Annotated in this window: 24 protein-coding genes; 12 read left to right on the top strand and 12 right to left on the bottom strand. The window is 38.8% G+C overall.

Annotated features, from left to right (window positions below; translation table 11 throughout):
• Positions 1–72: 72 nt before the first annotated feature.
• Complete coding sequence (locus H7968_RS01020) at positions 73–3,489, top strand: S-layer homology domain-containing protein (RefSeq protein WP_227394401.1); 3,417 nt, start codon at positions 73–75, stop codon at positions 3,487–3,489.
• Between the two features lie 465 nt (positions 3,490–3,954).
• Here the strand turns inward: H7968_RS01020 and H7968_RS01015 are convergent, their stop codons facing one another.
• The 10 genes from H7968_RS01015 to H7968_RS00970 all read right to left on the bottom strand — a co-directional run bounded on the left by H7968_RS01015 (position 3,955) and on the right by H7968_RS00970 (position 11,540).
• Entirely contained in the window at positions 3,955–4,437 is a 483-nt protein-coding gene (locus H7968_RS01015; protein ID WP_227394400.1) for a GNAT family N-acetyltransferase, read from the bottom strand.
• 560 nt (positions 4,438–4,997) lie between these two features.
• Positions 4,998–5,564 (bottom strand): hypothetical protein, encoded by a 567-nt coding sequence (locus H7968_RS01010; RefSeq protein WP_227394399.1) that lies wholly within the window; start codon positions 5,562–5,564, stop codon positions 4,998–5,000.
• Positions 5,548–5,781, bottom strand: a complete 234-nt coding sequence (locus H7968_RS01005; RefSeq protein ID WP_227394398.1) for a hypothetical protein — start codon at positions 5,779–5,781, stop codon at positions 5,548–5,550. The genes H7968_RS01010 and H7968_RS01005 overlap by 17 nt, the downstream gene beginning before the upstream one ends.
• Before the next feature lie 401 nt (positions 5,782–6,182).
• On the bottom strand, positions 6,183–7,118 hold the full coding sequence (locus tag H7968_RS01000) for a hypothetical protein (protein WP_227394397.1): 936 nt from the start codon (positions 7,116–7,118) through the stop codon (positions 6,183–6,185).
• Between the two features lie 537 nt (positions 7,119–7,655).
• Positions 7,656–8,078, bottom strand: coding sequence for a GIY-YIG nuclease family protein (locus H7968_RS00995; RefSeq protein ID WP_227394396.1), 423 nt, complete (start codon positions 8,076–8,078; stop codon positions 7,656–7,658).
• Between the two features lie 177 nt (positions 8,079–8,255).
• Positions 8,256–8,921: a hypothetical protein gene (locus H7968_RS00990; RefSeq protein WP_227394395.1), complete on the bottom strand. Its 666-nt coding sequence runs from the start codon at positions 8,919–8,921 to the stop codon at positions 8,256–8,258.
• A gap of 460 nt (positions 8,922–9,381) precedes the next feature.
• On the bottom strand, positions 9,382–10,143 hold the full coding sequence (locus tag H7968_RS00985) for a hypothetical protein (RefSeq protein WP_227394394.1): 762 nt from the start codon (positions 10,141–10,143) through the stop codon (positions 9,382–9,384).
• Positions 10,140–10,334, bottom strand: coding sequence for an XtrA/YqaO family protein (locus tag H7968_RS00980; protein WP_227394393.1), 195 nt, complete (start codon positions 10,332–10,334; stop codon positions 10,140–10,142). The genes H7968_RS00985 and H7968_RS00980 overlap by 4 nt, the downstream gene beginning before the upstream one ends.
• A 422-nt stretch (positions 10,335–10,756) precedes the next feature.
• Positions 10,757–11,323 (bottom strand): hypothetical protein, encoded by a 567-nt coding sequence (locus H7968_RS00975; protein ID WP_227394392.1) that lies wholly within the window; start codon positions 11,321–11,323, stop codon positions 10,757–10,759.
• Positions 11,307–11,540, bottom strand: coding sequence for a hypothetical protein (locus H7968_RS00970; protein ID WP_227394391.1), 234 nt, complete (start codon positions 11,538–11,540; stop codon positions 11,307–11,309). The genes H7968_RS00975 and H7968_RS00970 overlap by 17 nt, the downstream gene beginning before the upstream one ends.
• A gap of 372 nt (positions 11,541–11,912) precedes the next feature.
• Between H7968_RS00970 and H7968_RS00965 the strand changes: the two genes are divergently transcribed.
• From H7968_RS00965 to H7968_RS00950, 4 genes are all read left to right on the top strand, one after another.
• A complete protein-coding gene (locus H7968_RS00965; protein WP_227394390.1) occupies positions 11,913–13,433 on the top strand; it encodes a YifB family Mg chelatase-like AAA ATPase in 1,521 nt (506 codons plus the stop codon).
• Between the two features lie 4 nt (positions 13,434–13,437).
• On the top strand, positions 13,438–14,205 hold the full coding sequence (locus H7968_RS00960; protein WP_227394389.1) for a transposase: 768 nt from the start codon (positions 13,438–13,440) through the stop codon (positions 14,203–14,205).
• 237 nt (positions 14,206–14,442) lie between these two features.
• A complete protein-coding gene (locus H7968_RS00955) occupies positions 14,443–15,708 on the top strand; it encodes an AAA family ATPase (protein WP_227394388.1) in 1,266 nt (421 codons plus the stop codon).
• Entirely contained in the window at positions 15,698–16,327 is a 630-nt protein-coding gene (locus H7968_RS00950) for an RloB family protein (protein WP_227394387.1), read from the top strand. The genes H7968_RS00955 and H7968_RS00950 overlap by 11 nt, the downstream gene beginning before the upstream one ends.
• A gap of 101 nt (positions 16,328–16,428) precedes the next feature.
• Here H7968_RS00950 and H7968_RS00945 read toward each other — a convergent pair whose 3' ends face one another.
• On the bottom strand, positions 16,429–18,585 hold the full coding sequence (locus tag H7968_RS00945; protein WP_227394386.1) for an S-layer homology domain-containing protein: 2,157 nt from the start codon (positions 18,583–18,585) through the stop codon (positions 16,429–16,431).
• A 407-nt stretch (positions 18,586–18,992) separates the two neighbouring features.
• Between H7968_RS00945 and H7968_RS00940 the strand changes: the two genes are divergently transcribed.
• The 6 genes from H7968_RS00940 to H7968_RS00915 all read left to right on the top strand — a co-directional run bounded on the left by H7968_RS00940 (position 18,993) and on the right by H7968_RS00915 (position 24,178).
• Positions 18,993–19,649, top strand: coding sequence for a GIY-YIG nuclease family protein (locus tag H7968_RS00940; RefSeq protein ID WP_227394385.1), 657 nt, complete (start codon positions 18,993–18,995; stop codon positions 19,647–19,649).
• Between the two features lie 120 nt (positions 19,650–19,769).
• On the top strand, positions 19,770–20,198 hold the full coding sequence (locus H7968_RS00935) for a hypothetical protein (protein WP_227394384.1): 429 nt from the start codon (positions 19,770–19,772) through the stop codon (positions 20,196–20,198).
• Between the two features lie 48 nt (positions 20,199–20,246).
• The gene (locus H7968_RS00930) at positions 20,247–20,900 is read left to right on the top strand and encodes a restriction endonuclease (RefSeq protein WP_227394383.1); all 654 of its coding nucleotides are present in this window, start codon (positions 20,247–20,249) and stop codon (positions 20,898–20,900) included.
• Between the two features lie 101 nt (positions 20,901–21,001).
• Positions 21,002–21,316 carry a hypothetical protein gene (locus H7968_RS00925; protein ID WP_227394382.1) on the top strand — a complete coding sequence of 105 codons (315 nt, stop codon included), beginning with the start codon at positions 21,002–21,004 and terminating at the stop codon, positions 21,314–21,316.
• Positions 21,317–21,482: 166 nt separating this feature from the next.
• Positions 21,483–23,597 carry a UvrD-helicase domain-containing protein gene (locus H7968_RS00920; protein WP_227394381.1) on the top strand — a complete coding sequence of 705 codons (2,115 nt, stop codon included), beginning with the start codon at positions 21,483–21,485 and terminating at the stop codon, positions 23,595–23,597.
• Positions 23,598–23,665: 68 nt separating this feature from the next.
• Entirely contained in the window at positions 23,666–24,178 is a 513-nt protein-coding gene (locus H7968_RS00915; protein ID WP_227394380.1) for a DUF1643 domain-containing protein, read from the top strand.
• Between the two features lie 107 nt (positions 24,179–24,285).
• Here the strand turns inward: H7968_RS00915 and H7968_RS00910 are convergent, their stop codons facing one another.
• Positions 24,286–24,789 (bottom strand): hypothetical protein, encoded by a 504-nt coding sequence (locus tag H7968_RS00910; protein WP_227394379.1) that lies wholly within the window; start codon positions 24,787–24,789, stop codon positions 24,286–24,288.
• Positions 24,790–25,026: 237 nt separating this feature from the next.
• On the opposite strand from H7968_RS00910, the gene H7968_RS00905 reads away from it, so the two are divergent.
• Positions 25,027–26,172, top strand: coding sequence for a hypothetical protein (locus H7968_RS00905; RefSeq protein WP_227394378.1), 1,146 nt, complete (start codon positions 25,027–25,029; stop codon positions 26,170–26,172).
• Positions 26,173–26,311 lie beyond the last annotated feature (139 nt).

Raw genomic sequence — 26,311 nt, 5'->3', positions numbered from 1 at the left:
TGAGTACCTACATACATATCCTTCAAAAGCAGACCATTAATATATTTTCCATTTAAGGGAGGAAATTTTTACATGGCTTACCAACCAAAGTCTTACCGTAAGTTTCTTGCGGGTACTGTAACAACTGCTCTTGTTGCATCTGTAGTAGCACCAGTTGCTGGCGCTCAGGAAGCACAAGCAGGCAAAACATTCACTGACGTATCTGTGACAGACGTTCACGGCGAAAACATCTACAAAGCTGTTGACCTTGGTCTAATCAATGGTTACACAGATGGAACGTTCAAGCCTTACTCTGATATCAAACGTTCTCACGTTATCAAGATCCTTGCTCGTTACGTAATTGCTCAAGCAGGTGCTGAAACACTTGCAGACTATCAGGAAATGGTTGACCTTTCAGAAGTAACACCATTCAATGATATTCCTGAGTCAATCTCTGACAAAGAACTTTACAGCCTTTCTCTAGTAGTGAAAGAAGCTGGAATCTTCGTTGGAAGCAACAACAATGTTCGCCCTTCTGACACAATCTCACGTCAGGAAATGGCAACAGTTCTTGTTCGTACTTTCGGACTTGAAGATCTTGAAAACGTTGAGTCAGATGTAACTGACCTTGACGCTGCTTTCGAAGTTCACCGCGAAAACATCAACATCCTTCGCGAGAACGAAGTAACAACACAAACAGAATTCGATCCACGTGACAACACGCTTCGTGGTCAGTTTGCTTCATTCCTGATCCGTGCGCTTGAAGTTAATCCGATTCCAGTTCCAATCCCACTTCCAGCGTTCGAACTTATGTTCAACGAAGAAGGTAACGAGTTCACTGCTACTTTCGATGAAATGGTATCTGAAGATGTATCTGACGACGTATTACTTGCATCAGTTGTTGACGCTGGCGTAATGGTAAATGGTGAGCCTGCATCTGCTGAGCTTCTTGCAGCTCTTAACTTAATGCCTGAGTGGAACGAAGACCGCACTGCAGTAACGTTCACTCACACTGACCTTGACGTAGCAGTACGTGTACTTGGTCTTGATGCTGAAGAAATCGAACTTATGATTGGTGAAGCATCTGCAACTTACACACTTGAAACGTTCGGAATTGCTTCTGCTGAAGTAGTAGACGGAAAAGTATCTGTAACTTTCGAAGGCGACGTGTCTGAAGAAGAAGCAGCTTACCTTGTATCTACTCTTGAGTTCGATCCAGCTCTAACGGTTGTTGAAGGTTCTGTAGAAGCTGCAACAGCTGCTGCTGACGATCACACATCAACATTCACTTTTGAAGTTGAAGAGGACCTTTCTGAAGTGACTGAGCTTTCTATCGTAGGATTTGATGGTGCTGTAGTAGAGGTACCTGTTCTTACTGGTGAAGTAATGGTTGAGAGTGTAATGGCGGTTAACACTAATCAACTTGCTGTAACGTTTAACCAGGCTGTAAACACAGAAGATGCTGAGATTACTCTACGCAGAGGTGCTGTAGTTTACAATGCTGACGTCACTTTCAATGAAGAAGGCACTGTAGCAACACTTGAAACTGCAGTTGATCTTCCTGCTGGAGACTACACTGTTACAGTTGAAGGTCTTACAGAAGAAGCTTTAGTTGAAACTGTAACTGTTGAAGCAGAAGAAGTAGCTGGAGTTGAAATCATTTCTAATACATTCTCTACAATGAATAATGCAACAATTGATTTTAAAGTAGTTAATCAATATGGAGCAGACATGGAGATTGATGGAGATGAAGTTGTAGCGACAGCATTCAATGTTACTGGTGCAAATAACGTATCTTTAACTGGATCTGCGACAGAAAGTAAAATTTCTTTCACGGATGTTGACGGTGCAGATGATGTTCTTGGAAACGATGACGATCAAATTGCAGTAGGGGATCAAGTACGTGTTACTATCTCTTATCAAGGCGAAACTATCCAAAAAACTGTAACTGCTGTTGAAATTCCAGCTGCAGCTGATGTTTCATTTGGTTCTGTAGAGCCATTAGAAGGTGAAGTAAGAATTACCCCTTCGAACGCTGGATTGAAAGTACCATATGTTTTATCTAATCAGTTTGGTGAAGAAATTGAATTTGATACTCACACTGCTAACGCAGATGGAGTTGCTAACACTGAAACAATTGATGGTGTACTATTTACATCTTCTAATCTTTCAGTTGTAAACCCAGATACATTTACAGTTAATGCTGATGGAGAACTTTTATTCACAGCTGGTGCTTCTGCTGGAACAGCTATCGTAACAGCGATCATTAACTCGACTGGTGAAACTGCAAGCTTTACAGTAACTGTTGAAGAAGCTGCTGAATTAGAAGCTCTTAACCTTTCTGAGCCAAGTGTATTAGTTGCTGCTACAGAAACTGTTGAAGTTCCATTCAGTGCAGTAGATCAGTACGGTGATGCTATTGCGCCGGATAGTACTCTATTAAACGGAATTACTTTTACTTCATCTAACAATTTAGTTGTTAATGGAGCATCAGTTGATTTTGACTCTGAAGGTAAACTTCAAGTTCCGACACTTGATGATGGTGAGGTTACTCTTACTGCAACTAAAGGTGGGGTGACAGTTGGTACTGTAACTCTTGACGTTCAAGAAGAAGCTGTTGCTAACTCAATCGTTTCAGTTGATCTTGCTGAAAGATATGAAGATGGTGGGACTGCAGAACTTACTTTCAGTGACATCACTGTAAAGGATCAGTACGGACGTGACTTCAACCTAACAACAGAAGAAATTTCTGTATCAGCTGTTGATGGTTCATTTGATACTGTAACTGCATCCCAAACAACAGATGGTGGAGATGGAACATTCAATGCAACTACTGATGTTTTCACTTTCACAGGTACTTCAGATTATGATAACAATGAAGTTGTTGAAATCTCTCTTCCAGGTGGAACAGATACATTTGAATTAACATTAGCTTCAGTTGCAGAAGATGAAATCACTTCTTACTCAATCAGTGATGTAGGCGTATTATATGCTGATGCTGCTCATACAGCTGCAAGTGATTATGCTGAAACTTTGACTGTTATGGGTATGACGTCTGATAATAAAGAGGTTGCACTTGTATCTGGAAAAGTAACTTCTTGGTCAACTTCAGCCCCTGGTGTAGTTGGAATTACTGGAGATGTTGCATTTGGATTAAGTGCTGGAACATCTACTATTTCAGCATTTGACGGTGCGACTCGTCTAGCTACTTTGACTGTTACAACATCTACAGAGGCTCCGGTACCAACTTCAGTGTCATTTGCTGATGATTCATTAGCTTTGGATACTGTAACAACTACATCTGGTTCAGTAGTGCTTACGGTTGAGGATCAGTATGGAGTAGATATTACTGCTGGTGCAGAAACTGATGGAACTTATAGTTCTTCTGACGAAGATGTAGCAACAGTAGCTGCTGACGGTACTGTAACTGCAGTAGCAGCAGGAACAGCAGTAATTGCATTCGTTTCTGAAAATGGTTTAGTAGCTACTTATGAAGTAACTGTAAACTAATTAAGACTTAAATACGGTTGTAAGTAATCCTTGATGAAAATTTCTGAAATTTTCTATAAAAAAGCCGACTATTTCTGAATATCAGAAATAGTCGGCTTTTTACTGTATATATAAATGAAATAAAGAGATTAGATCTTGTTTCATTCTATGCTTAAAATGCTGTTGAAACACCGGGACGTAGATTCTGTTTCATTCGGTGATCGAAAGGTTGTTGGGTGAAAGAGGTTGTCCTGAAAAGAAAGCTCCAGATTGCTCTGAATTGAGTGATCTGGAGCTTCTTTTATTTTATGACGTATTTTCCGCCTGATGTGGCGAAGAGGATGTGCATTATTCATATCGGATAACGTGTTTTTAGGGAGTGATTGAGACGCATCTATTACCGATTGAGACATAAATCTAAAACATAACATTCAGGACAATCTTCATTTTGGTCAAGATCATCGTTGGGTGTTGTTCTTTCAATCGTTATCTTAATGATTTATAATAAGTTCTCAATCCGTTCTTTTGAGTATCTGTGATATATCCCATTTTTTCGAAGTTATTTTTGGAGTATTCATTATTACTTTTTACCTTTACAAGCATGTATAAAAAACCTCTATTTATCGCTTCTAATTCTGCCTTTTCAGTCAATATTTTTTGAAGTGATCTCCCTCGAAATGAAGAGTGCACTAAAAACGAGAAAATTTCTGCTGTTTTGTTTATACATTCTTTGTTAATTCCCTTTGGCAAACTATATGGATGGACTCCTTCAAAATGCACAAGATAATATGCTATTAATTTATCTTCTTCAAATATTCCATAACAAATTACTTTTTTATCTTTCATTACCTTAAAAAAATGCGGACTTACCTCAAGAAAATCATTACAATTTTCATCTATTTCTTCTACTTGATGAACAAAATCAATTAAGTTTGAAATTTCATTAGAATCTAATAACCTTATCTCCAATTTTATTCCTCCATGCCAAACATTTTATAATCAGTATAACAGAGTTAAGGTTTCTTAATATATTCATTTATTCAGCAGTAGGGGGTTGATAATCAACCGCTAAAAATTCTACTCCACTGGCCACTAAGTGCTCGTAAACCTTCGGTTGTGAAACACCGGGACGTAGATTCTGTTTCATTCGGTAATCGAAAGGTTGTGGTTGAAAGAGGTTGTCCTGAAAAGAAAGCTCCAGATTGCTCTTAATTGAGTGATCTGGAGCTTCTTTTGTTTTATGACGTATCTTCCGCCTGATGTAACGAAGAGGATGGGCGTTATTCATAACTGGCAACGTGTTTTTGTAGAAACACCGGGACGTAGATTCTGTTTCATTCGGTGGTCGAAAGGCTGTTTAATGACCTAAATTTGCTCCTGAAAAAGAAACTCCTGCTGTCTCTTAGTTGAGATGGCAGGAGTTTTTGTTGTATAGACAAGAGGTGCGTTATTTGGAGGGCTCTGTTACTCTTATATATTGATCCGGAGACAATGCAGAAATAAAGGAACGGCCGCTCGGTCCAGTTACTTCAAAACCAGTCTTCAATTAACGAAAAAACCTTTACTTCTTTTGCTTTGGAAGTAAGATAATCAAGGTCTAAGTCATCTTTATGAATGAGAAACATGCGGTAGGCCCACTCATAGTCTTCATCATTTTGAGGATAAACCAATGTAAACGCAATACCTTCAAGACGGTGAATGATGATATCTTCAATACTGATCACATATAGCTTCTTTTGGTTCGGAAGGGTAATTTCATAGACCTTGTCCGGGTTGCCTTCCAAATGGTTGGAAGGGACTTCAACCGCAATTTCAGCATCTACGTGATACCACTCTCTTTCGCTGCGTTCAAATCCTAATTGATTCATCAGCAAGTCGTTAAACAAATGCCAACCTTCGCTGACAAAGTCTATATCATGAGTATGGTAATCATTCCTCGTATAAATCTCTACAGCAAGTCCACCTACTACGATGGGCTTAATTCCTTTTTGCAGAAAGTAATCAGTCAATAGGGAGGCAAATTCAAGCTGCCTTTCAAATTTCGGTTTTTCCGCCAGGTTTACAAGCGCTTGTTTTAAATCACTCACGGTAGTCATAATACATCGACCTCGAACCTGTTCTTATGATTTTCTTATTTTCAACCGCCTTCTGCCAGCGTGCAATGGAAATTTCATTCAAAGCTTTTACTTCGCCAGGCGTTCTCGTCCGGGATTTTTTTCTGCGACCATTAGAAGAAGATCTGATCACTGCATCCGCCATTTTGCGGTTTTTCACGATTTTTTCATCTATCTCTTGTAACGATATGGTTCGCATTAGTATCACTCCTGTTACCGGTATTTTAATCGTTTTACTCTCATTATATTCAATTGGGGAAGAGAAGGGAAGGAAACGACGGGGCGTAGATCCTGTTTCATTCCATGAAACGCCGGGACGTAGATCCTGTTTCACTCGACTGTCGAAGGACTACCGGGTGATCAGGATTGGTTCTTAAATCGAAAAGCTCCTGTCACTTTGTCTTGAAACACCGGGACGTAGATTCTGTTTCATTTGATAATAGAAAGGTTGTTGACTGAACTGAATTTACTTCTGAAATAGAAACTCCTGTTATCTCTTAGTTGAGATGGCAGGAGTTTTTGATATGGTGACGCAAAATCCGCCAAATGTAAATGTTACACAGTCTCTTTTTTTAGGGAACGAATTAAACAAAGTTGATTTTAAAGAAATTGAATCTGTTGTTTATGATTAATATAACCAATAATGTTTAGGTACGTTGTATCTTGATCAAAAACTCCTGCTCTTGTTTGTAAAGAAGAGTAAAAAGCTAAATCCCTCTTTCCTTTTACGTATTCGGATTGAATATACTCGCCCACCTTCTTGTTATACACATTAACTGATACGGATGGTATTCTCTTTACTCCATCACGATCTGTATCTTCTATCCAAATAGATGTAAGTTTAACGGAATAATAGTCGAACTTTTCATTAGGCTCTTTAATTTCTTTGATTTTACCTTCAAGACAAATTGGATGCTCAATTTTATTTTTTTCTAAATAAGTAAAACATCTTCTATAGTCGTCCCTTTCAAAATAAAAATTCTTCCAAGGAATTTCTTGACCATTATACTTAAGTTTTATAATATTGCTTAATTCCTTATTATCTTCTATTTCAGTACGTAATTTCAGTATTTTATGCATTGTAGATAAATATGGATCTATTTTGCCTTTGTTCTCATATTTCTTAGTTGCTTGTTTTGTGGGTTGTACAAGGTCCGGTCTAGCAGCTCCATTCAGATTTATAGATTTGGGGCTCCTCAATGCAGAAGTAATAAGATTAAGCCTAAAATTATACATACCATCCCCAATACTTGTTAATATACCATCTGAATCCCGGGCTGTTACTTTCACAAAACCTAACGTATTAAATTTACAATTTTCATCGTGTTCCTTTGTACCTTTTCTCATAAAATGTGCCTTTACTATAGAATCCTTATCATTAACTTTACGTATAGAAGCCCTTCGATAGGAAATTGGAATTCTGCAATTTGGTGTAACACAATACAAATGCTCTTTAATTGAATTTTCTGTTGCATAGTCAATGCTAATATCGTCATTTTTTATTGAATAAAAAGCATCTTCCATTTTTATTCCCATTTCCTCACCTCTTATGGTAAATTTGCACTCTTTAAATATATCGGCAGGAATTAGTTTTTATTAATTGATCGATGCTATGTGGAAACACTGGGACGTAGATTGTGTTTCATTCGGCAATCGAAAGGTTGTTGAGTGAGGTGTGGTTTGTCTTGAAAAAGAAGGGTCCTGCTGTCTCTTGGTTGGTATGGCTAATTATGTCAATTTAATATTGTAGGAAACGGCAAATAAGAGTATGCAGGACATATTGAATACTTCATGGCTTTACACGGAGAGGTGGTCATGGTATGCTAACTCGCCTGTCAAGTTTAAACCTTGCCCTAATGCCTAAAAGCATGACCATAGAAGCTCCGTGTCAAGCCCCTCGAATAGGTATATAAATACAGATGAATGAGTACTGCTAATTGCCAAAACCTACATTACTTAATTGCCAATTAAAATATGTTCTCTGATGTTTAATATGACGCATAAAATTCCGAATACGAAAAAGAGCCGAATTTGATTGATTCTTTTCCGGCCTTAATTTATAAACCGTAATACTCAAACAATATGCATCCTTTCTTTTACAGCAGCCCTTCTTTTGTCATTGCCGCGGATGCACCGATCACTGTTAGGTTGTATTTGTAAGATTGGTTTATTTTTATTAATAGCATTTAGTTCTTTATCATTTAAACTAATTTTGTCGTCACCAAAATCCTTAACCTCGACAATACTGATCCTCATATTCCTACATTTTAATTCAGAAGGTAATAGCCCAAATAATTCGGGTTTCGTTAACAAGTTCCCTATATGATCCCAAATTCTTTTAAACATAGAAGTATTAGATTTTCCAATATACAGATATTCTGTTTCATTTAGAATGAGACCATACACACCTGGTCTGTCAAAGTCAGATAGTTTCAGCTCAGAAAATCCATTTAGTAATTCGCCAGGGACGCCGAGCGGGCTAGAATTGCAATTCATTGAGCAACATCCTTTTCTTTTAAATTGTTATATTAATCCGATACATGGGGACGGAGCGGTTGTGCTATTACCGAGGCCCTGTCCCAGTGTTTTTTTCCTCTTTAGGGGACAGAGCTTAAGAAAAGGAACGACCGCTCGGTCCCCTGAATACTGAGACAGTAGCTTTTTATCAAAGTACTATTTCATATTCAAAATAATCTCAGCTGCACGTAGCCTTTGTTCAGTCGGATATTTTTCGTTGTGTAATACATTAGTAACGAATTTTAAACTATCGTCTTTTAAGATATTCAATTTATTTTTCTCAGGAACATCGCCAATACGGGTATCTGAGAGCAAGTCAAGAAGGACATTAATATGCTTTGAAATACTTGCAGCTGTTCCTGGAAACTGTAGTGAGTGTCTAAGTGCTTCAGGTAATTCATTTCTAGAAATGGATTTTCCCTCTAAAAGCCATTCAACTTCGCGCTGATGCGGAAATCCTGAACCTTTTTTGTCTTCATCGAATTCAGGGAGGTAGGTGTACTCGCTTTTAACCACACAGAAATAAATTTCGTTTCCATGGGGGACCACCACCAAATCACCAATACCCATTTCCCGGACCAAAATGTTTAAGTTGCTCAACCCTCCAATCCAGTTTGAGTTCAATTCACCATTATTCTTACGTTTGTCATCTTCCTCAATTAGAGCGCGTTTTAACTCTGTAAAGTTAAAGTCATTTAATGAATATCCAAGAGGGTAACCAATACATATTCGATTGTTTTTCAGAAAATATCTCATTTGATCAGTCCCGTGCGGCTTTGGACGTAAAATCCAAGCATTTTGAACATTTGTTTTTTCAAACATAATATTATCCTCTTTTCCGTTGATATATTACAAATATATTTGTTAATTTGATAATAAAGCACTTTCGTTTTCGTGTCAATATATTTAAAATATATTAATGTATATATTAATAAATCTGATTGTATCGACTTTTTAAAAAGGAAACACTGGAAACACCGGGACGTAGATTCTGTTTCATTCGATGATCGAAAGGTTGTTGGGTGAACTGTTGAAACACCGGGACGTAGATCTTGTTTCATTTGATGGTCGTAAGGTTATTGAAAGAACTGGATGTGCTCCTGAAAAAGAAACTCCTGCTGTCTCTTAGATGAGACGGTAGGAGTTTTTTGGTGTGTCAAGTGCTAGATAAATCCGGGACGTAGATTCTGTTTCATTCGGTGATCGAAAAGTTGTTGAGTGAACTGGGTTTGCTCCTGAAATAAGGCTCCTGCTGTCTCTTAGTTGAGATGGCAGGGGTTATTTAGGGGGGAGGTGTCCGGTCGGACTCTTGTTTCTTTTGTTCATCTTTTTCCTCAATAACAATATCAACTAAATCGATAAACAATTGAGCTTTATTATTTGATCTGAATCCAACAATTACAAAGCCCCGAATTGCCTCAAAAATAACTACGAATAAAACAATTAATAACATTGTCGTTTGAAAAAAATCACTTATTGAATTTTCAAAATTATCGAAAGTTCTTATATAAACTATAAAAGTTGAAACTGCAAGAGTTATTAAAGAACCTGATAATATCGCTACATGTTTGGATGTTGTAACAGCAGATTGAAATTGAACTCTCAAAATTTTTAAAGTTTCTAATGATTCTGACTGGAATTGTTTCAAAATAGATCTCATATCTTCTATTGGATCATTATTAAAATCTGATTTATTCAAAATTCCGATGAAATATTCAGAACTATTTAACTCTGCCCCTTTATGATACCAGTCGTTAACATCTTTATATTTTTTGTATAGTTTTTTTGGAGGTCGATTCAAAACGTTATTTATTACTAATCGAACACTGTAAGCTGCACCTGCATAAAAAAGAAAAAATGTAACAACCTCTATAATTTTATATGATATTCCTAAGAACTCAATTGTAGTACCTATTAACCAAATAACTACTATATTAAATATGATTACTACAAACGGGAAAACTATTGGATGAAATAGAAGTTGTTTCAAAAAAATCTTAAATACATTTTTTTTATTTTGTAATCTTTCTTTTCTAGTATTCAAAACTCTTCCCCTTCCTCAAACTTTACGCGCTTGATCTTACCCTGGTGAGTGATGATCCGCGCTTCTCCGTATTCAGGAAGAGGAACCATTTTGGCTTTACCATTGTCGATAATCACAGCACAGTTATTTAGTTCCATTATATCAAATTTCACACAACCGTCTCGACCTACTTCAAGTTTTTCCATTCTCATTTAAGATGAAACACCGGGTAAATGCGGGACGTAGATGGTGTTTCATTCGGTGGTCGAAAGGTTGTTGGGTGGACTGGATTTGAATCTGAAAAAGGAAACTCCTGCTGGGAAACACCGGGACGTAGATTCTGTTTCATTCGGCAATCGAAAGGTTGTTGAATGAACTGGGTTTGCTCCTGAAATGAGACTCCTGTTATCTCTTTGAAACACCGGGACGTAGATTCTGTTTCATTCGATGATCGAAAGGCTGTTGAATGAACTGGATGTGCTCCTGAAAAGAAAACTCCTGCTGTCTCTTAGTTGAGATGGCAGGAGTTTTGTTGTATGGACAAGAGGTGCGTTATTTGGAGGGCTCTGTTACTCTTATTTATTGATCCGGGGACAATGCAGAAATAAAGGAACGGCCGCTCGGTCCAGTTACTTCAAAGCCAGTCTTCAATCAACGAAAAAACCTTCACTTCTTTTGCTTTGGAAGTAAGATAATCAAGGTCTAAATCCTCTTTATGAATGAGAAACATTCGGTAGGCCCACTCATAGTCTTCATCGTCTTTTGGATAAACCAATGTAAACGCAATGCCTTCAAGACGGTGAATAATGATATCTTCAATGCTTATCACGTATAGCTTTTTTTGATTGGGAATGGTAATTTCATAGACCTTGTCCGGGTTGCCTTCCAGATGATTAGAAGGAACTTTAACCGCAATTTCAGCATCTATGTGATACCACTCTCTTTCGCTGCGTTCAAATCCTAATTCATTTATCAGCAAGTCGTTAAACAAATGCCAGCCTTCGCTGACAAAGTCAATATCATGGGTATGGTAATCATTACGCGTATAAATCTCTACTGCCAGTCCACCTACTACGATGGGTTTGATCCCTTTTTGAAGAAAGTAATCAGTCAGTAGGGAAGCAAATTCAAGCTGTCTTTCAAATTTCGGTTTATCAGCCAGGTTAACAAGCGCTTGTTTTAAATCACTCACGGTAGTCATAATACATCGACCTCATACTTGTTCTTATGATTTTCTTATTTTCAACCGCCTTCTGCCAGCGTGCAATGGAAATTTCATTCAGAGCTTTTACTTCGCCAGGCGTTCTCGTCCGGGATTTCTTTCTGCGACCATGAGAAGAAGATCTGATCACTGCATCCGCCATTTTGCGATTTTTAACGATTTTTTCATTGATCTCTTGTAAAGATATGGTTCGCATCAGTATCACTCCTGTTACCGGTATTTTAATCGATTTACTATTATTATATTCAATTGAGTGTGAGAAGGGAAGAAACGCCGGGACGTAGATCCTGTTTCATTCGCCGATCGAAAGGCTGAAGAAGAATAGAGGTTAGCTCCTGGAAGGTGGGACGGAGCGGCTGTGCTATTTGTCATGATCTATCCATTTGATTAGGGGGACAGATCAGTAAAAAGGAATAGCCTCTCCATCCCTCAGGTCCCAGACAGAGCCTTGTTATCTGTCCCCCTGTTTCATTGTGGCTTCAAATGTTGTATGGTAAATTAGATGTACTCCTCAGAATTCCATAAAAATCAATTCCACGCATGAAAATATCCGCACAGGAGGTCTGTTATGACTTATTTCGTTTCAAGTATCGGTTTAAAAGGCCTTGAAGGTTACCGGGTGACGGTTGAGGTTCAAGTGAATAAAGGGATGGAAAGCGTGACGATTGTAGGACTTCCTGATGCGTCAGTTCGTGAATCGAGGGAGCGGGTGATCGCGGCTTTACGATCAGTAAGTCTGCTGATGACTGAAAAGAAAGTCGTTGTGAATCTGTCGCCGGCAGAGCAGAAAAAGAACGGGCCGCTATTCGACTTGCCGATCGCCATTGCGATGATGAAGGGTGCGAACCTGATCACAAAAGAGATTTCTTCAGATACAGCCTTCATCGGCGCATTATCACTCGATGGAAAAGTCGTTCCTGTTGAAGGGATGGTGGCCGCGGTTTTGGCAGCGAAAAAGCTTGGATTTAACAAGTTATTCCTCCCTCTTGATCCTAACGTACCTCATATTGATCTTCCCGAACTTGAGCTAAATTACATTCATGACTTACAGCAAATCATCGACATTTTTAATGGAAAACAAACATTATCTTTTCCCCTAGTCAGAAATCAGTTATCAGACGAATGGTTCCATGACAAGGACTTCAGCCAGATTTTTGGTCATGAGATGGCTAAAAGAGCGATGGAAATCGCAGCTGCCGGGGAGCATTACCTCATGTTGGATGGACCACCTGGATGTGGTAAAAGCCTCCTTGCTGAAACTTTTGTCAGCATTCTCCCACCATTAAATCAGGAACAGCAGCTTGAAAAAATAAGTTTGTACCAACTTGCAGGAGCACCTTATCGATCACTCACTCAGCCCCCATTCAGACATCCTCACCACTCAGCATCAGCAGTGTCCATCATAGGAGGAGGCAGCAATCCCAAGCCCGGTGAAGTCTCACTTGCGCATAAAGGAGTTCTGTTCATGGATGAATTGGGTGAGTTCTCAAAGCGGACCCTGGATATGATGAGGCAACCACTTGAAAGTCATAAAGTGACAATTAGCCGAGCCCATTCTACTGTTACATATCCGGCCGATGCTATTTTTATTGCGGCGATGAATCCCTGTCCTTGCGGATTTCACGGATCAAAAGAACATTATTGTACATGTACAGTCCATCAGATTAAAACATACAAAAATAAAGTATCCGGCCCCATTCTGGATCGAATTGATATCCTCTTATCAATCCAGCCTGTCAATTTGGAACAGAAGCAATTCGAAACAGCTGACACCTCCGAAGTTATTCGCAGCCGTGTAACTCAGGCGAGAGAAAGGCAGTATGAACGCTATCAGGAGATCATTTGTAATGGTCAAGTTCCATATGAAATGCTCATCAAACATTCTCCACTCACCTCAGCTCAAATGCACTGGATTCAAAAAATATCAAGTCAATACGCATTCAGTAACCGTGTGCAGATAAAATGCATCAGACTGGCCAGAACCATAGCTGATTTAAAAGGAGATATTCATATTACAGATCAATCTCTCGAAGAAGCCCTGACGCTTCGGAAAATCCAGCATTCAATGCCTGCTGTCGTAAAGGAGTGAGTAAATGCCGAGGCAAAAGAGAACTTTAAGTAAAACTGACTTTTACCATGTCATTATCCGGGGAGCAAATCGGCAGGAGATCTTTCATGATGAAGATGACCGGATTGAGTTTATCAACATCATCGAACGGAAAAGACGAGACTTTCCTTTGGTCATTCATGCCTGGTGTCAGATGGGGAACCATGTCCACTTTTTAATAAAATGTCCGATGGAAAAACTGTCCCTCTTCATGAAAAGAATCGGTGTCAGCTATGTGAAATACTATCACGGCAAATATAAAACGAATGGACACCTTTTTCAGGACAGATTCAAAAGTGAGGAAGTGGAAACAGAACATTACTTGCTCACAGTCGTCCGATACATTCACCAAAATCCGGTTATCGCCGGGATCACTAACAAGCCCAACGAGTGGAAGTGGAGCAGCTGCAGTGCTTACTATCACGAAAACGGTCCTTTTTCCAGCCTCATTGAAACCTCTCTGATCATGAACTTCTTCAATCACAGCATTCCTCATTTTAAAACCTTCAACGAAGAAACGAAAAAACAAGACTGGTGTATGTCAGCCTTTACGGATACAAACAGACTCTCTGACCAGCAGGCAAGAAAGCTCATCGCCGCAAAAGTTGGAACAGAAATCCTCCCTCACATCAAAAGCCTCCCAAAAGAACAGCGCGACCCGATCCTTCATCAAATTAAACAAATCCCACACCTTTCAATCCGACAGGCAGCAAGACTACTTGGCGTTTCGCAGAGTTTGATATATCGGGCGTGAAACTCAGTGAATTCAAATATGTGATCAACATTTGATCATGTTTCATTTGTTTTACCACTGTCCTGATTCCGTTCATAGGACAAAGAACTAACTTGAAAAGAAACAGCTACTTCACTCTCTTGTTTTTTCGGATCAAAAAAACGCTCCGAATTTAAATTTCATGCAGCTTAATCGTATATTTTTAACATTCATTGCATTATACTAATAATGAAAACAAAACTAGAAGGGGGGAGCAGTATGCTTCTTGAATTTACTGTCGAGAATTTCCGATCAATTAAAAATAAAATCACCTTTAGCATGATTGGATCAAGCTCACAAAAACACCCCGAGAATTATTTTCTTTATAAAAATAGTCCAATATTAAAATCAACTGTTGTATATGGAGCAAATGGAAGTGGTAAATCTAATTTTATTCAAGCATTGAAACACGCTTCAATGATGATTAAACATTCACGATCTTTTGTAAATATGAAAAGAAAACCGATGGCGCCTCCATTTCACCTTGATCAAAACTGTCTTGAATTACCGACGACCTTTGAGTTTGTATTTGCAATTGAAGATATTATTTACAGGTTCGGTTTTAGTGTTAAAGGAACAATAATTACAGATGAGTGGCTATACACTAAAAATAGTTCTCGCGAAACGATGCAATATGAACGTAAGGACAATCAATATAGATTGGGGCGTGAGTTTAAAGAAGGAAGAGGTTTAGACGAGAAGACAGCTGAATCTGTCCTGTTTCTTACAGTAGTTTCTGAACTAAACGGTGAACTGTCGAGACGAATCCTTGATTGGTTTAATAAACTGAATATTCTTACGAACGACAGGGAATCTAGTTTGTTTCAACTTTCTGCAGAGATCTTGCATGATAGACCTGATATTAGTTCGGTAATCATTGACTTCATGAATAATGCAGATGTAGGGATTGATGGTTTATCAGCCAGGAAGATAGAAGACAAGGAAATTCCTGAGTTTTTCCCGGACGAGGTTCGTGAATCGATGATGAATGATTATGTTGTATACAGTGAACATCGTGTCCGTCAAAAGGATGGTACCATTAAAAATAAAAAATTTAATTTTTCTGAAGTTGAGTCCGAAGGAACTAAAAAGTTATTTTCATTAAGTGCGATGGTTATTAGTACTTTGCATATCGGAGGCGTGCTGATTCTAGATGAATTGGATGCTAAACTCCACCCTTTGTTAACAAGATATATTGTGCAGCTCTTTAATTCTGAAGAAAATAATCCTGAGAATGCACAACTCATTTTTACCACTCATGATACTGGGTTCTTATCAAACCGCTTCTTCAGGAAAGATCAGATCTGGTTTACCGAAAAATCCGAGGATGGTGGAACTGACCTTTACTCACTTGAGGATCTCGAAACAGAAGATGGACAAAAAATTCGGTCAGATGCTCCGTTTGAGAAGGATTACATTCAGGGGAAATATGGAGCCATTCCTTACGTGAACCATTCTGTTCGGGAGGTTCCAGATGGGTTCTGATGACTTATTTAAGAAAAGAAAACTTGAGCGGAGAAGAAAGAAAAGAATTATTGCACCTGATCGATTTTTAATTGTTTGTGAAGGTGAGAAAACGGAACCTAACTACTTCAAATCATTTAAAGAAATGATTAATCAAAAAAAGAAACATTCAGTTGATATTGAAATCAAAGGAGAGGGCGCAAATACCATAAGTCTTGTCAAAGCTGCTATACAACTAAAGGAACAAGCGAATCCAGATTATTCGCAAGTCTGGTGTGTATTTGATAAAGACAGCTTTACAAATGAACAATTTAATGAAGCATGTCAAATGGCAGAACAGAATGATATCTTTCTAGCATATTCTAATGAATCATTTGAACTGTGGTATGTGCTGCACTTTGAATACAGTCAGTCAGCTCTCACAAGATATCAATACGTAGAAAAATTGAAAAGTTACCTAGGTGATTATAAAAAAAATCAAAAGAATATATATGAACTTTTAAATGAACACGGAAACCAGAAAATGGCCTTCTCATATGCAGAGAAACTTTGTGAAAATGTGAAATGCGAATCATACGCTAGAAAGAACCCAAGTACAACAGTCCACAGGTTAGTAGCTGAGTTGCAGAGATTTATATAATGAAGAAAGGAAACACCGGGAAAAAAGGGGACGGAGCGAGTGTTCAATTTTTAAGAAATGAACACCCGCTCCGTCCCCTCAGTTTTCCAAATGAACAAAGCTTATCGAATGATATAGTTATTAATAGAAAGAACCTTCGAACTCTGTGCTCTTGTAGCAGTTGCCCAAGGCTTGAACTGATCATCATAACCCATGACAATGCCATAATCTGAAGCCCATTGAACGGCAGCACGTGCTTCTTCATCAAGGTTACCTAGGTCAGTGAACATGTCGTTTTCTGAAACGATGATCTGCTCACCTGTTTCAAGCTCGAATGCACGCTTGAGCATGGTGACCATTTGGCCGCGTGTAATGGCTTTATTCGGCTTAAATGTTGTAGCGGATGTACCCTTGATTAATCCGTTCTCATAAGCAGCAGTGATTTCATTTTGCGTTTCAGCTGCCAGGCTTGTTGTGTCTGTAAATGGTGATGTTCCTTCAGCTTCTAACTCAAGAGATCGAACGAGCATGGACGCGAATTGCGCGCGCGTTAAAGACTTATTCGGTGAAAACGTAGCAGGTGTAGTTCCTTTTACAATGTTGTCTGCAAATAAGTCAGCGACAAACGGATTTGCCCAGTGGCTTGTAGGGACATCATTGAAAATAGACCTTACTTCCTGGTATCTGCCTTCTGCATATGCTTCAACAGGGCCGTCAAATGATTGAATATACTCAAATGAAGCATCTACATCAACAAGACCGATTTCAGGCTCACCGATTGTGAATTCTTCCATACGATGTGCTTCACGTCCGTACATATAATTGTTGACGACTACCGTGTACTCTTCATTGAGGTCTAGCGGATTCCCATTATAATCATATAACGTATCAATCGTGTTTGACTCTCCATCCCACGTATAAGTAAAGCCTGAAATTGAAAAATCCGGACCATATTTATCGCTCAATTGCGTATTTAAAACAGTGACGAGATCCTCGCCTTTAATCGTAAATTTAGTTAACGTATTGCCAAACGGCTGGATATCAAATAAATCGCCGTACGTGATCTCACCTTCATACAGGCTTTCTCTGATTCCGCCGCCATTCATCATGGCAAAGTCTGCATCCATTTCCCATGCCATACCATCAGCAATCAGATTACCAAGCCCATTATCACCAATTGGCCCGCGTGATCCATAACCACCCGTAATCGTAAATGGTGCATCGCCTGCATACTGAGCACGAACGTCTTCTACCTGGGCTTCGTATTTGTCGATAATCGCGCTAACTTCAGGATCTGCTTCAATGCCTTCCTGCACGTTATAGACAATCTCTGCTTCTTTAGACACAATATCCCCAGTGGCAGGGTCAATTTCAAAATCTACATCCACAAACGCTTTACCATATTCATAGGCTTGTACAATTAAAATATCGTTTACCGTACGATTGACTGCCTGGTGGTTATGGCCAGCCAGAATAATATCAACTTCAGCATCAATATTTCTTGCGATTTCATCAGCTGATCCTGCGCCGCCTTCACCTTCCTGATTCACAGGGTTATGTGCAAGGACAATAATCGATTGAACGCCTTGTTCCTTCAATTCTTCCGTATACTTATTGATTGCTTCTACTTCATCTGTGATTTCAAGGTTTTCATTTCCCTGTCTCACAACGATGCTTGGTGTCTCAGTCGTAGCAACCCCGATAAACCCTACTTTTTGGCCTTCAATTTCAGTGATCGCATAAGGTTCAAGTAACAACTCGCCAGTTGACGAATCAATCGCATTCGCTAAGACATTAGGGAAGTCCATGCCGGCGTATCCTTCACTGCCTTTTCCTTCAGGATGATCGCCACCCTTTACCATACGAAGGTATTCAGCAATTCCTTCATCAAACTCATGGTTGCCCGCAGTACCAAAATCAAAGCCCATTGCATTCATGACTTCAACGATCGGCTCATCCTGAAACGCTGCAGAAACCAACGGACTTCCACCAATCATATCGCCAGAATGAACAAGAAGCGTATTCGGATTTTCTGCTTCCCTGTTTTTCATATGAGTCGCCAAATAATCCATGCGCCCAATCTCTGTTTCTACACCATCCACCATTTCGGTATATGTACTCGTATAAAAACCGTGTAAATCATTTACCCCCAAAAGCTGAACCTGAACATTCTCCCCCTGCGCATAACCAGTCTCACCCGCCGGAACCAAAACAACCCCAAGGGCAACTGTTGCACTGAGTGCCACGCCAACTAACCTCTTACCAACCTTTTTGAACAATAGACTCTCTCCTTTGAACATAGATAGATTGCGAGATTTTTACACTCACTTTTTTATTATATAGGAAATAAAGGGAGAAGGGATGTAAAAATTGTAAAATTTGATGGGGACGGAGCGGGTGTGCCTTTTTGTCAGGTGTGTCCCCCGAGTTTAGGATGAGACAGAGGAGACGTTTCAACGCAAAACAGGTGACGCTTTCGACCAATTATTGCTACAAGAACTGGACAAATTTAAAAGTAAGATCCTAACAACTTCATCAGTTGCAGGGTCTTTTTTTATGGATGGTTTTATAGGGGTAAGAACAGATCCGAAAAATAACACGTAAATTCCATATTAGTGATATTATAGTATTGGGTATTTGTATTTATAAAGTGCTACTTAGTTATACAATAAGGGGGGTTAATGTCATGAGTTTTTGGAAGGCTATAGGGCAAATTGGAGCTGCTTTGCTTGAAGAGGGAATGAAAAAGCAGGCTCAAGTACAAAAGCAGAATGCACGAACACTAAAACAATATGAATCACAATTAAACCAAGCTGCAAAATCTAATAGAATGGATGATCCTGAATATGCCAATAAGGTTCAGGAGGCAAGAAGACGCCTGGAGCAGCAAAAGGTAAAAGCATATAGTGGTGGTGCAGTAAATGAGCAGGTAACTGTAAACGCTGCTGGAGAAGTGACATTTGGAGGCTATACCCTTAAACAATGGGAATCTAGGTGGAGACGTTTGGGTAATCTACGGGATCTTTCCACGGAACAACTTCAAAAATATAACAAAGATATCGGCATTTATAAAGCGGAAGTTAACGGGAAAGTTCAATATATTGGTCGAGCGATTGAGCACAGTAATGGAGGGTTCAGAAAAAGACTCCGCGATTATAACAGAAACAGTGACAGCGCAAGAACTCACAGATCAGGCAGTTTAATGAACGAAAATGCTGATCATGCACAGATTTCAATTCTTGTTGTAGGGAATTCCAGTGAGGATGTACAAACGGTAAAAGCATTGGAAAAAGCCCTTATTTTGAAGTACGCACCGGGTTGGAACGTGCAGTTTAATAGGTGAGAAGCGCTTGAAACAGGGGGAAACAGGGGACGGAGCGGGTGTGCCTTTTGCCGGGCTCTGTCCCTTTTTTCTGAAAATGAACAGGCGCTCCGTTCCCCTATTCTTAAAGGAGGTTTTTACTTGAATTTTTATGAATATCAAGTGTTTTCGCAAACTTTAGAGACATTTAAATGGCCAATTGTCATCATTTTAGGAATTCTCATTACAATTTATAGAAGTAAAAAGGAAAAAGAAAAAGAACGGGTGATTAGCAGTGAGAGACTGCTCGATCATATCGTGAATGACAATGTTGAAGGGGTCAAATATTGCCTGAAAAATGATTTGTGCCCTGTGAATCCCCGTACCGTATCGGGAGAATCTGCCGTGGAGTTAGCCATTCTGAAAGAAAATAAATATATTTTAGCCTATTTAATAAAATACGGAGCAGCTGTCACGGCTCGGGAAGTAAAAGTAGCTCATCTGGTAAGAAATTATGAAATCATAGATTTAATTAAGCAGGGAACATACCTTGAAGTCATCCTAGAATATGAGCGCGGCGCAACTGCATAGGGTTATGCATGGTCTGAATAAATCAGGAATGGATGGAAAGGATACATTATGTTAAAGAAACAAAGAAAAAATATATCAAATACAATATCGATGATTTATTTATTGGTAGGGTTATATGTTTATTGGATTATATTAGATAGCAGTAATATCTATCTTTTGATGGGGTTAATTTTGTCTACTCCTTTTGTAGATAGAATTGTTTATTCTATTCTTCCTGCTAAAGAAAAATCGAACCGGAAAAGATCGGGAAGTTCATCAAGATCACAACAAAAACAATCAACCAATCAATTGAGGTCCGACCGTGAGATTATTGCTTCAAAGTTAGAGAACCTCTCATGGAGAGAATTTGAGAGACTATGTTTTCTTTATTATGAAGCAAAAGGATATAAACCAAGAGAAACAGGAAAAGGTGCAGATGGTGGTGTGGATCTGATCATCTATCACCCACGTGACAAAGCCCAGGAAGCAATCCAAATAAAACATTACATAGGTTCAGGAAATCGAATTGGAGTCGAAAAAATCAGAGAGCTGCATGCAGCAAAACGTAACCATAAATGCATACTGGCAACATTTATCACAACCTCAGGTTATACAAAAAATGCACTAGCTCAGGCAGAAGACTTTAAGATCAAGTGTCACAATATAGATTGGGTCGAAAATAAGATTGTTAGATGGCAGGAGGAACGGAAGAAGGTAGGTTAAAATAATGGGGGACGGAGCGGGTGTTCCTTTTTACGGGCTCTGTCCCTATTGTCTAAAAAGGAACAGGCGCTCCGACCCCCAAACACTAGGAGGAAAACTAAATGGCATTCAGAAAACCTATTTCAACACTTGGAGGATTAAGTTGGTGGAAGAATATCAAGCAGTCTGAACACTTTATTATGCAGGAGCATAAAGTAGGCGCTCCTTTATGGCCCTATAAATATAGGATTTTAATGAGAGAAAACAGGATGGAAATTGCGAACTCGAATGACCTTGCTGAAATCAATTACGATTGGGAATATTTATTTGATCACGCAGTTCCGCAATTTGATGAAAAAATTGACTGGTTAAATAATGAAGAATTCGCTAAGTTTATAATCGATGTATTAAAAATGGCGCCAAATTATAAGAAGTAAACAAATTCAGCTCTATCACCTGAGTTAGATCAACGAATCTAATTGGTGATAGAGTTTTTATATTCAGTTTTTCTTTGGAAAAAAATTCATTAACACCGTCAAGTTCTCATTTTTATGTGTATAATAGTCTATATAACATGTAATTTTCTTGATAGAGGTGAGACTATTGGATGGTCAGCTGCAGCTTGAACAGGATTATTTTGATAAGGTTTCGAGTGCCTTGGTTGAGAGTATTAATGATTTGAATAAAGAGTATGAAGAGCAAAGTCCAAATGTTTATGCTGTAGGCGATCTGTTTAATAGCTGGGATTTTGAGGTCAAGAAAATGAAAGCGCTTGAAGCAAAGAAAACATTTCCTCAAAAAATCAAACGTCTTGAGAGTTTAAAAGATCAGCCTTATTTCGGAAAGATTTATGTAGAAGAAGGAGATATTAAACAGGAGTATTATATCGGTGAGGCAGACATTTATCACAATGAGCGAAATTTAGTTATTTCATGGGCTTCTGAGTATGGGGATCTTTTTTATAAAAAAATTCCGAACTTTGAAATGAAGGACGGTAGGAATATTAAACTGCTCAATATTCGAAATTTCAATATACAAAATGGGTGTTTGATTGATTTCAGTGATTTTGAAATCCTGCATTTAGATTCAAAGCAATCAGATTTACTTAAAGCGTTTAATCATTACATATCCAGTGACTTCCTTCAAAATCATCTGGTAAACAGGAATGCAAAAAAACTGATGCCTGTTTTTGAAACCATCGATCAAATGCAGAATGAAATCATTAGAACACCCGGCAATCAAAATGTTTTGGTTCAGGGAGTATCGGGGTCAGGAAAAACAACGATGGGGCTGCAAAGGCTGTCATACCTGATTTACCAGCTTGAGAAAAATAATCGTCAATCAAAAATCCTAGCCGTTTGCCCGAACAATTTATTTCTCGATTATATCAAAAACCTTGTTCCTAATTTAAACCTAAATAAAGTTGAGTTCACCTCTGTACAGGATCTGTTTTTCAACCTTTCTCCAAAAGGAATAAAGATTGCGGAGTCAAAAATTAAAGACGATTTGACTTATCATTTTACCAGTACATTAGATGAAACAAAGCGGAATCTTTATGCGAAATGGTTTATGCATAAAGGGTCATTAGCCTATATAGAATCAATCGAAAGCTATGTCAATTCGCTGAAATTGCAAATATTTAAAAAGAGTTACGCACACATACATCCTGTTTTATCTGAGAAGCTGATGATGAATATTTTTCAAAAGCTTGAGGGTGTTTCGTTTAATATGATGATTGATCGAACCATACAATATGTTGATCAAATTCTTCATCAAATAGATAAAGAAAAAGCAGCGATGATTTCACAGCTCTTCACAATCGAATTCAGAAATCATAAAACGAAAACTGATAAGGTTTATAAGAGCTTTTTAAAGACGTCAAATATGTTTGGCGGCACTGAGCTGGACCGATTAAATCATCAGCAGGAAAAATGGTTCGAAGAGGACATACCAGCGCTTGTTTATTTATCACATTTAATTGATTCTGTATCTGTGCGATCAGACTATAATCATGTTTTTATTGACGAAGCCCAGGATTTAAATTATATACAGTACGTGATTTTAAAGAAGATCTATAAAAACGCGAGCTTTACAATTGTAGGGGATTTAAATCAGCAAATCTATCTTCAGCGGGGATTGGATTCATGGGATCACATCACATCCATTTTTGATTCGGAACTTATCAGACTCGATTATAATTATCGCTCATCTAAAGAAATTATGGATCTTGCCACCAGCTGCCTAATCGATCCTGAGTTTAAAGGTGTTGGTGTGTTAGAGACAGGAGTAAAGCCAGTTCACGTCCAATTTGATTTAGATGAATCTTTAACATTTAATTGGAAACAAATCTCTCAAGAATATTTGGAAAAGTGGAACAAAAACAAAGAATCAGTGGCGATCATCACCAATTCAGTACAAGAAGCGGAAACCATAAAAAATGTAGTAAATAAAATAGGAAAATTCAAAACAAAAGTCATCACAAAAAACGAAACAAGTCTGGACGATGCCAACATTACAATCATCCCAGCCCACCAAGTAAAAGGCCTGGAATTCAACCACGTCATCGTCTACAACCCATCAGACATCGACTATCCAAACAACCAATACTTCTCAAAACTGCTCTACATGGTCTTAACACGAGCTTTGTATAGCTTACTTATTGTCGAAGTGGATCCTTTATCGGAGTTGATTGATAAAGCGGTAATGGATGGGAAATAGGGGGACGGAGCGGGTGTTCTTTTTGAAGAGCTCTGTCCCTGGAACTTATAAAAAGGGGATGAGGTTATATGCCAAACAGGTTATGGAGAAGTGATGAAGTTGTTGAAGCAATCTTTGATACGAATGATGAACAAAGCAGAAAGTATAGGTACCTTTTAAAGTGTAGATGGAATGAGCAAGCCGGATCAGTAATGTTTGTGATGCTGAATCCAAGTGTCGCTGATCAGAAAATTTGTGATCCTACACTTGATCGGTGCGCTACATTTGCGCGTAATTGGGGCTATGGAGGCTTTTCTGTTGTGAATTTGTTTGCGTTGATTTCAACAGACCCGAGCAACTTAAAACTGCATGAGGACCCGGTCGGCCCTGAAAATGACCGTTACATCATGCGCGAAATTCAACATTCAGACCTTACCATCCTTGCATGGGGAGAAAAACACGGAAGTATCTTAAATCGTAATAGAGAAATACTCAGGCTCTTTAAAGATTCTGACCCACACTGCATAAAGAAAACAAAGAATGGAAAGCATCCAAGGCACCCTTTGTTTTTGAAGGCGGATTTAATGCCAATTATGTTCTAGGGGGACGGAGCTGGTGTTCTTTTTGCTTTGCTCTGTCCCCATTGAAATTGTTAATTAAGAGGGGACAGGTCTGCTAAAAAGGAACGCCCGCTCCGTCCCCCTGCTTCTTATCTTCCCTCCAAATCTACGAATTCCCTGACTGCTTTCATATAGTCATCCCAAAGGTCATCGGTGATCAGGGAGTTTGGAAAATCGGCTTTTTCAAGCTTGGAAATAAGTTCGTTATAAATCTCTATGTCTTCCTGAGAGGGTGGTTCATCAGAATGCTTGATCCTTTCGAAAAAGGGAAGGTATTTTATTTCAAGTACCTCGTTAAAAGACTTCATTTCATAAGCTTCGTCATAACTTACAGGCACATTTTCTCCATTCTGATCCATCCCTATTGCAATCTCCACTGAGTGTGTTGCCTCTGAAAAGTAACGAAACAGGATATCTTTATTCTCCTCCAAATCAGGATTCTCATTCGTTAAAAAAGACGAAACACGAATCGTTTTGTTAAGTACATCATAATAAATATTTTTGACAGATTGACTTTGTTCATACCACTTGTAAGCAAAAAAGACGTTTAACACTAGTGAAATACTCAATACAATTCGGACTGATTTTTTCATATGATACTCCTTTTGAGGGGGGACGGAGCGCGTGATTCTTTTCACGTGCACTGTCCCTTTTTTTATAAAAGGAACACGCGCTCCGTCCCCATGAATTTTCCCCCTGAATTTTTTTGAAACATGTTGTAACTATTACAATTATGTTACGTCTATATTACTGGAACGTTTCGATAGTAATTATTTATATTTTAGGTTTTATTTAGAAAAATTTCAACTAGAGTTCAGGAGGCATTTTTTATGAAAAGATATGTATGGTTTATGACGGCAGCGCTTGCTTTGGCGGCGTGTTCGGATGATCAGGCTAAGCCGGTCGAAAAGGAAGAGGTGAAAGCAGCTGAGGTTGAGGAGGTGAATGAAACGAAAAAAGTGGATGCTTCGAAAGGAAATGATAGTTCGGATGAATCTAATGTTTCGAAGGAAACTGGCATTGAAGTTTCAAAAGCAGATGAAGCAGTTGTACCTGAAGAGTCTACAGCGTGGCATTCAAAGTGGACAGCTGATGGTGGGGCTGTTTTTGAAGAAGCGGTGGATTTTAATCAGGATGGCACGGATGAGATGGTTATTGGAACGTCTACACATTTACTGGTAGGGGCAATGACTGGCAGTGAGTGGGAAGTTGTATACGTTGATGAGGTCGAGGCGACAGGGTTCAGTGGAATAATGGTAAACGATACTGTCGGACAAATGGCAGCGGTGACGACTGTCTATGAGGGCGAAATGGATGCAGCAGGAGATACATTCAGACTTCTTCGTTTTTCAGATCAGGATAGTGCTTTTAAAGTAATAGAAGCTTATCGATTTGAGGGAATTGACACAGGTGGGAAGCAAGCAGACTATCGAGTAACGGAAGACAGTCTGGATATTTTATTGAATGATAACGAAGTGCCGGATACAAGCTACGTGCTACAGGGCGATCAGTTGGCAAACATCAGTGATGAGATCAATTTATTTGATGGTAAAACTTTGACAAATAATGAAGGATTCAAAAATTTATTCTCAGCATTTTTTCAGACAGGTATTCTTTTAGGAGACTCACTTGAAACAGCAATTGAAAAAGCAGGTGAGGGGGAAAAAGGATATGTAACTGGCAGTTCGGCACGTTTTTACGATGGGTTTACGCTTCTCTACAGAAGTGATAACGAGATCATTACTCATGTCCTGCTAAATGGGAATGATGACCTTACTGTGGAGCAACTGGAGAGTGTGATTGGGGAAGACATTCAAATTTACACCAAATTAACGGATATGTCAGGCGAAATGCATTACTCAAGATTTGTCTATGATGGCTTTCCTTATTATGTGGAATTTCTTGATAAGGATGGTAAGGTCAATTTTGTGAGTGCGGGACAGAGTTGGTATTTTAGCAGCCTTTTTGGAGAATGATGAAGGGGGACGGAGCGGGTGTGCCATTTGCCGGGCTCTGTCCCTATTAATATTGTTGATCAAAAGGGGAAAGGTATGCAAAAAAGGAACACCCGCTCCGTCCCTGACTTAAAATCAGAAATTTCAAAATCCTCCTCTT

Origin of the sequence: Jeotgalibacillus aurantiacus (assembly GCF_020595125.1) — a bacterium.
GTDB classification, from domain to species: Bacteria; Bacillota; Bacilli; order Bacillales; family Jeotgalibacillaceae; genus Jeotgalibacillus; species Jeotgalibacillus aurantiacus.
The sequence above is the reverse complement of the archived record's forward strand: the minus strand, read 5'-3'. Positions and strand labels throughout refer to the sequence as shown.

Excerpts from the sequence above, each read along its gene's own strand:
- H7968_RS00905 (WP_227394378.1), top strand. The coding sequence starts at position 25,027 with ATGAAAAGATATGTATGGTTTATGACGGCAGCGCTTGCTTTGGCGGCG.
- H7968_RS00975 (WP_227394392.1), bottom strand. The coding sequence starts at position 11,323 with ATGACTACCGTGAGTGATTTAAAACAAGCGCTTGTTAACCTGGCTGAT.
- H7968_RS01010 (WP_227394399.1), bottom strand. The coding sequence starts at position 5,564 with ATGACTACCGTGAGTGATTTAAAACAAGCGCTTGTAAACCTGGCGGAA.
- H7968_RS00930 (WP_227394383.1), top strand. The coding sequence starts at position 20,247 with ATGTTAAAGAAACAAAGAAAAAATATATCAAATACAATATCGATGATT.
- H7968_RS01005 (WP_227394398.1), bottom strand. The coding sequence starts at position 5,781 with ATGCGAACCATATCGTTACAAGAGATAGATGAAAAAATCGTGAAAAAC.
- H7968_RS00995 (WP_227394396.1), bottom strand. The coding sequence starts at position 8,078 with ATGAATTGCAATTCTAGCCCGCTCGGCGTCCCTGGCGAATTACTAAAT.
- H7968_RS01000 (WP_227394397.1), bottom strand. The coding sequence starts at position 7,118 with ATGGGAATAAAAATGGAAGATGCTTTTTATTCAATAAAAAATGACGAT.
- H7968_RS00915 (WP_227394380.1), top strand. The coding sequence starts at position 23,666 with ATGCCAAACAGGTTATGGAGAAGTGATGAAGTTGTTGAAGCAATCTTT.
- H7968_RS00960 (WP_227394389.1), top strand. The coding sequence starts at position 13,438 with ATGCCGAGGCAAAAGAGAACTTTAAGTAAAACTGACTTTTACCATGTC.
- H7968_RS00990 (WP_227394395.1), bottom strand. The coding sequence starts at position 8,921 with ATGTTTGAAAAAACAAATGTTCAAAATGCTTGGATTTTACGTCCAAAG.
- H7968_RS01020 (WP_227394401.1), top strand. The coding sequence starts at position 73 with ATGGCTTACCAACCAAAGTCTTACCGTAAGTTTCTTGCGGGTACTGTA.
- H7968_RS00970 (WP_227394391.1), bottom strand. The coding sequence starts at position 11,540 with ATGCGAACCATATCTTTACAAGAGATCAATGAAAAAATCGTTAAAAAT.
- H7968_RS00925 (WP_227394382.1), top strand. The coding sequence starts at position 21,002 with ATGGCATTCAGAAAACCTATTTCAACACTTGGAGGATTAAGTTGGTGG.
- H7968_RS00980 (WP_227394393.1), bottom strand. The coding sequence starts at position 10,334 with ATGAGAATGGAAAAACTTGAAGTAGGTCGAGACGGTTGTGTGAAATTT.
- H7968_RS00910 (WP_227394379.1), bottom strand. The coding sequence starts at position 24,789 with ATGAAAAAATCAGTCCGAATTGTATTGAGTATTTCACTAGTGTTAAAC.
- H7968_RS00965 (WP_227394390.1), top strand. The coding sequence starts at position 11,913 with ATGACTTATTTCGTTTCAAGTATCGGTTTAAAAGGCCTTGAAGGTTAC.
- H7968_RS00955 (WP_227394388.1), top strand. The coding sequence starts at position 14,443 with ATGCTTCTTGAATTTACTGTCGAGAATTTCCGATCAATTAAAAATAAA.
- H7968_RS00940 (WP_227394385.1), top strand. The coding sequence starts at position 18,993 with ATGAGTTTTTGGAAGGCTATAGGGCAAATTGGAGCTGCTTTGCTTGAA.
- H7968_RS00950 (WP_227394387.1), top strand. The coding sequence starts at position 15,698 with ATGGGTTCTGATGACTTATTTAAGAAAAGAAAACTTGAGCGGAGAAGA.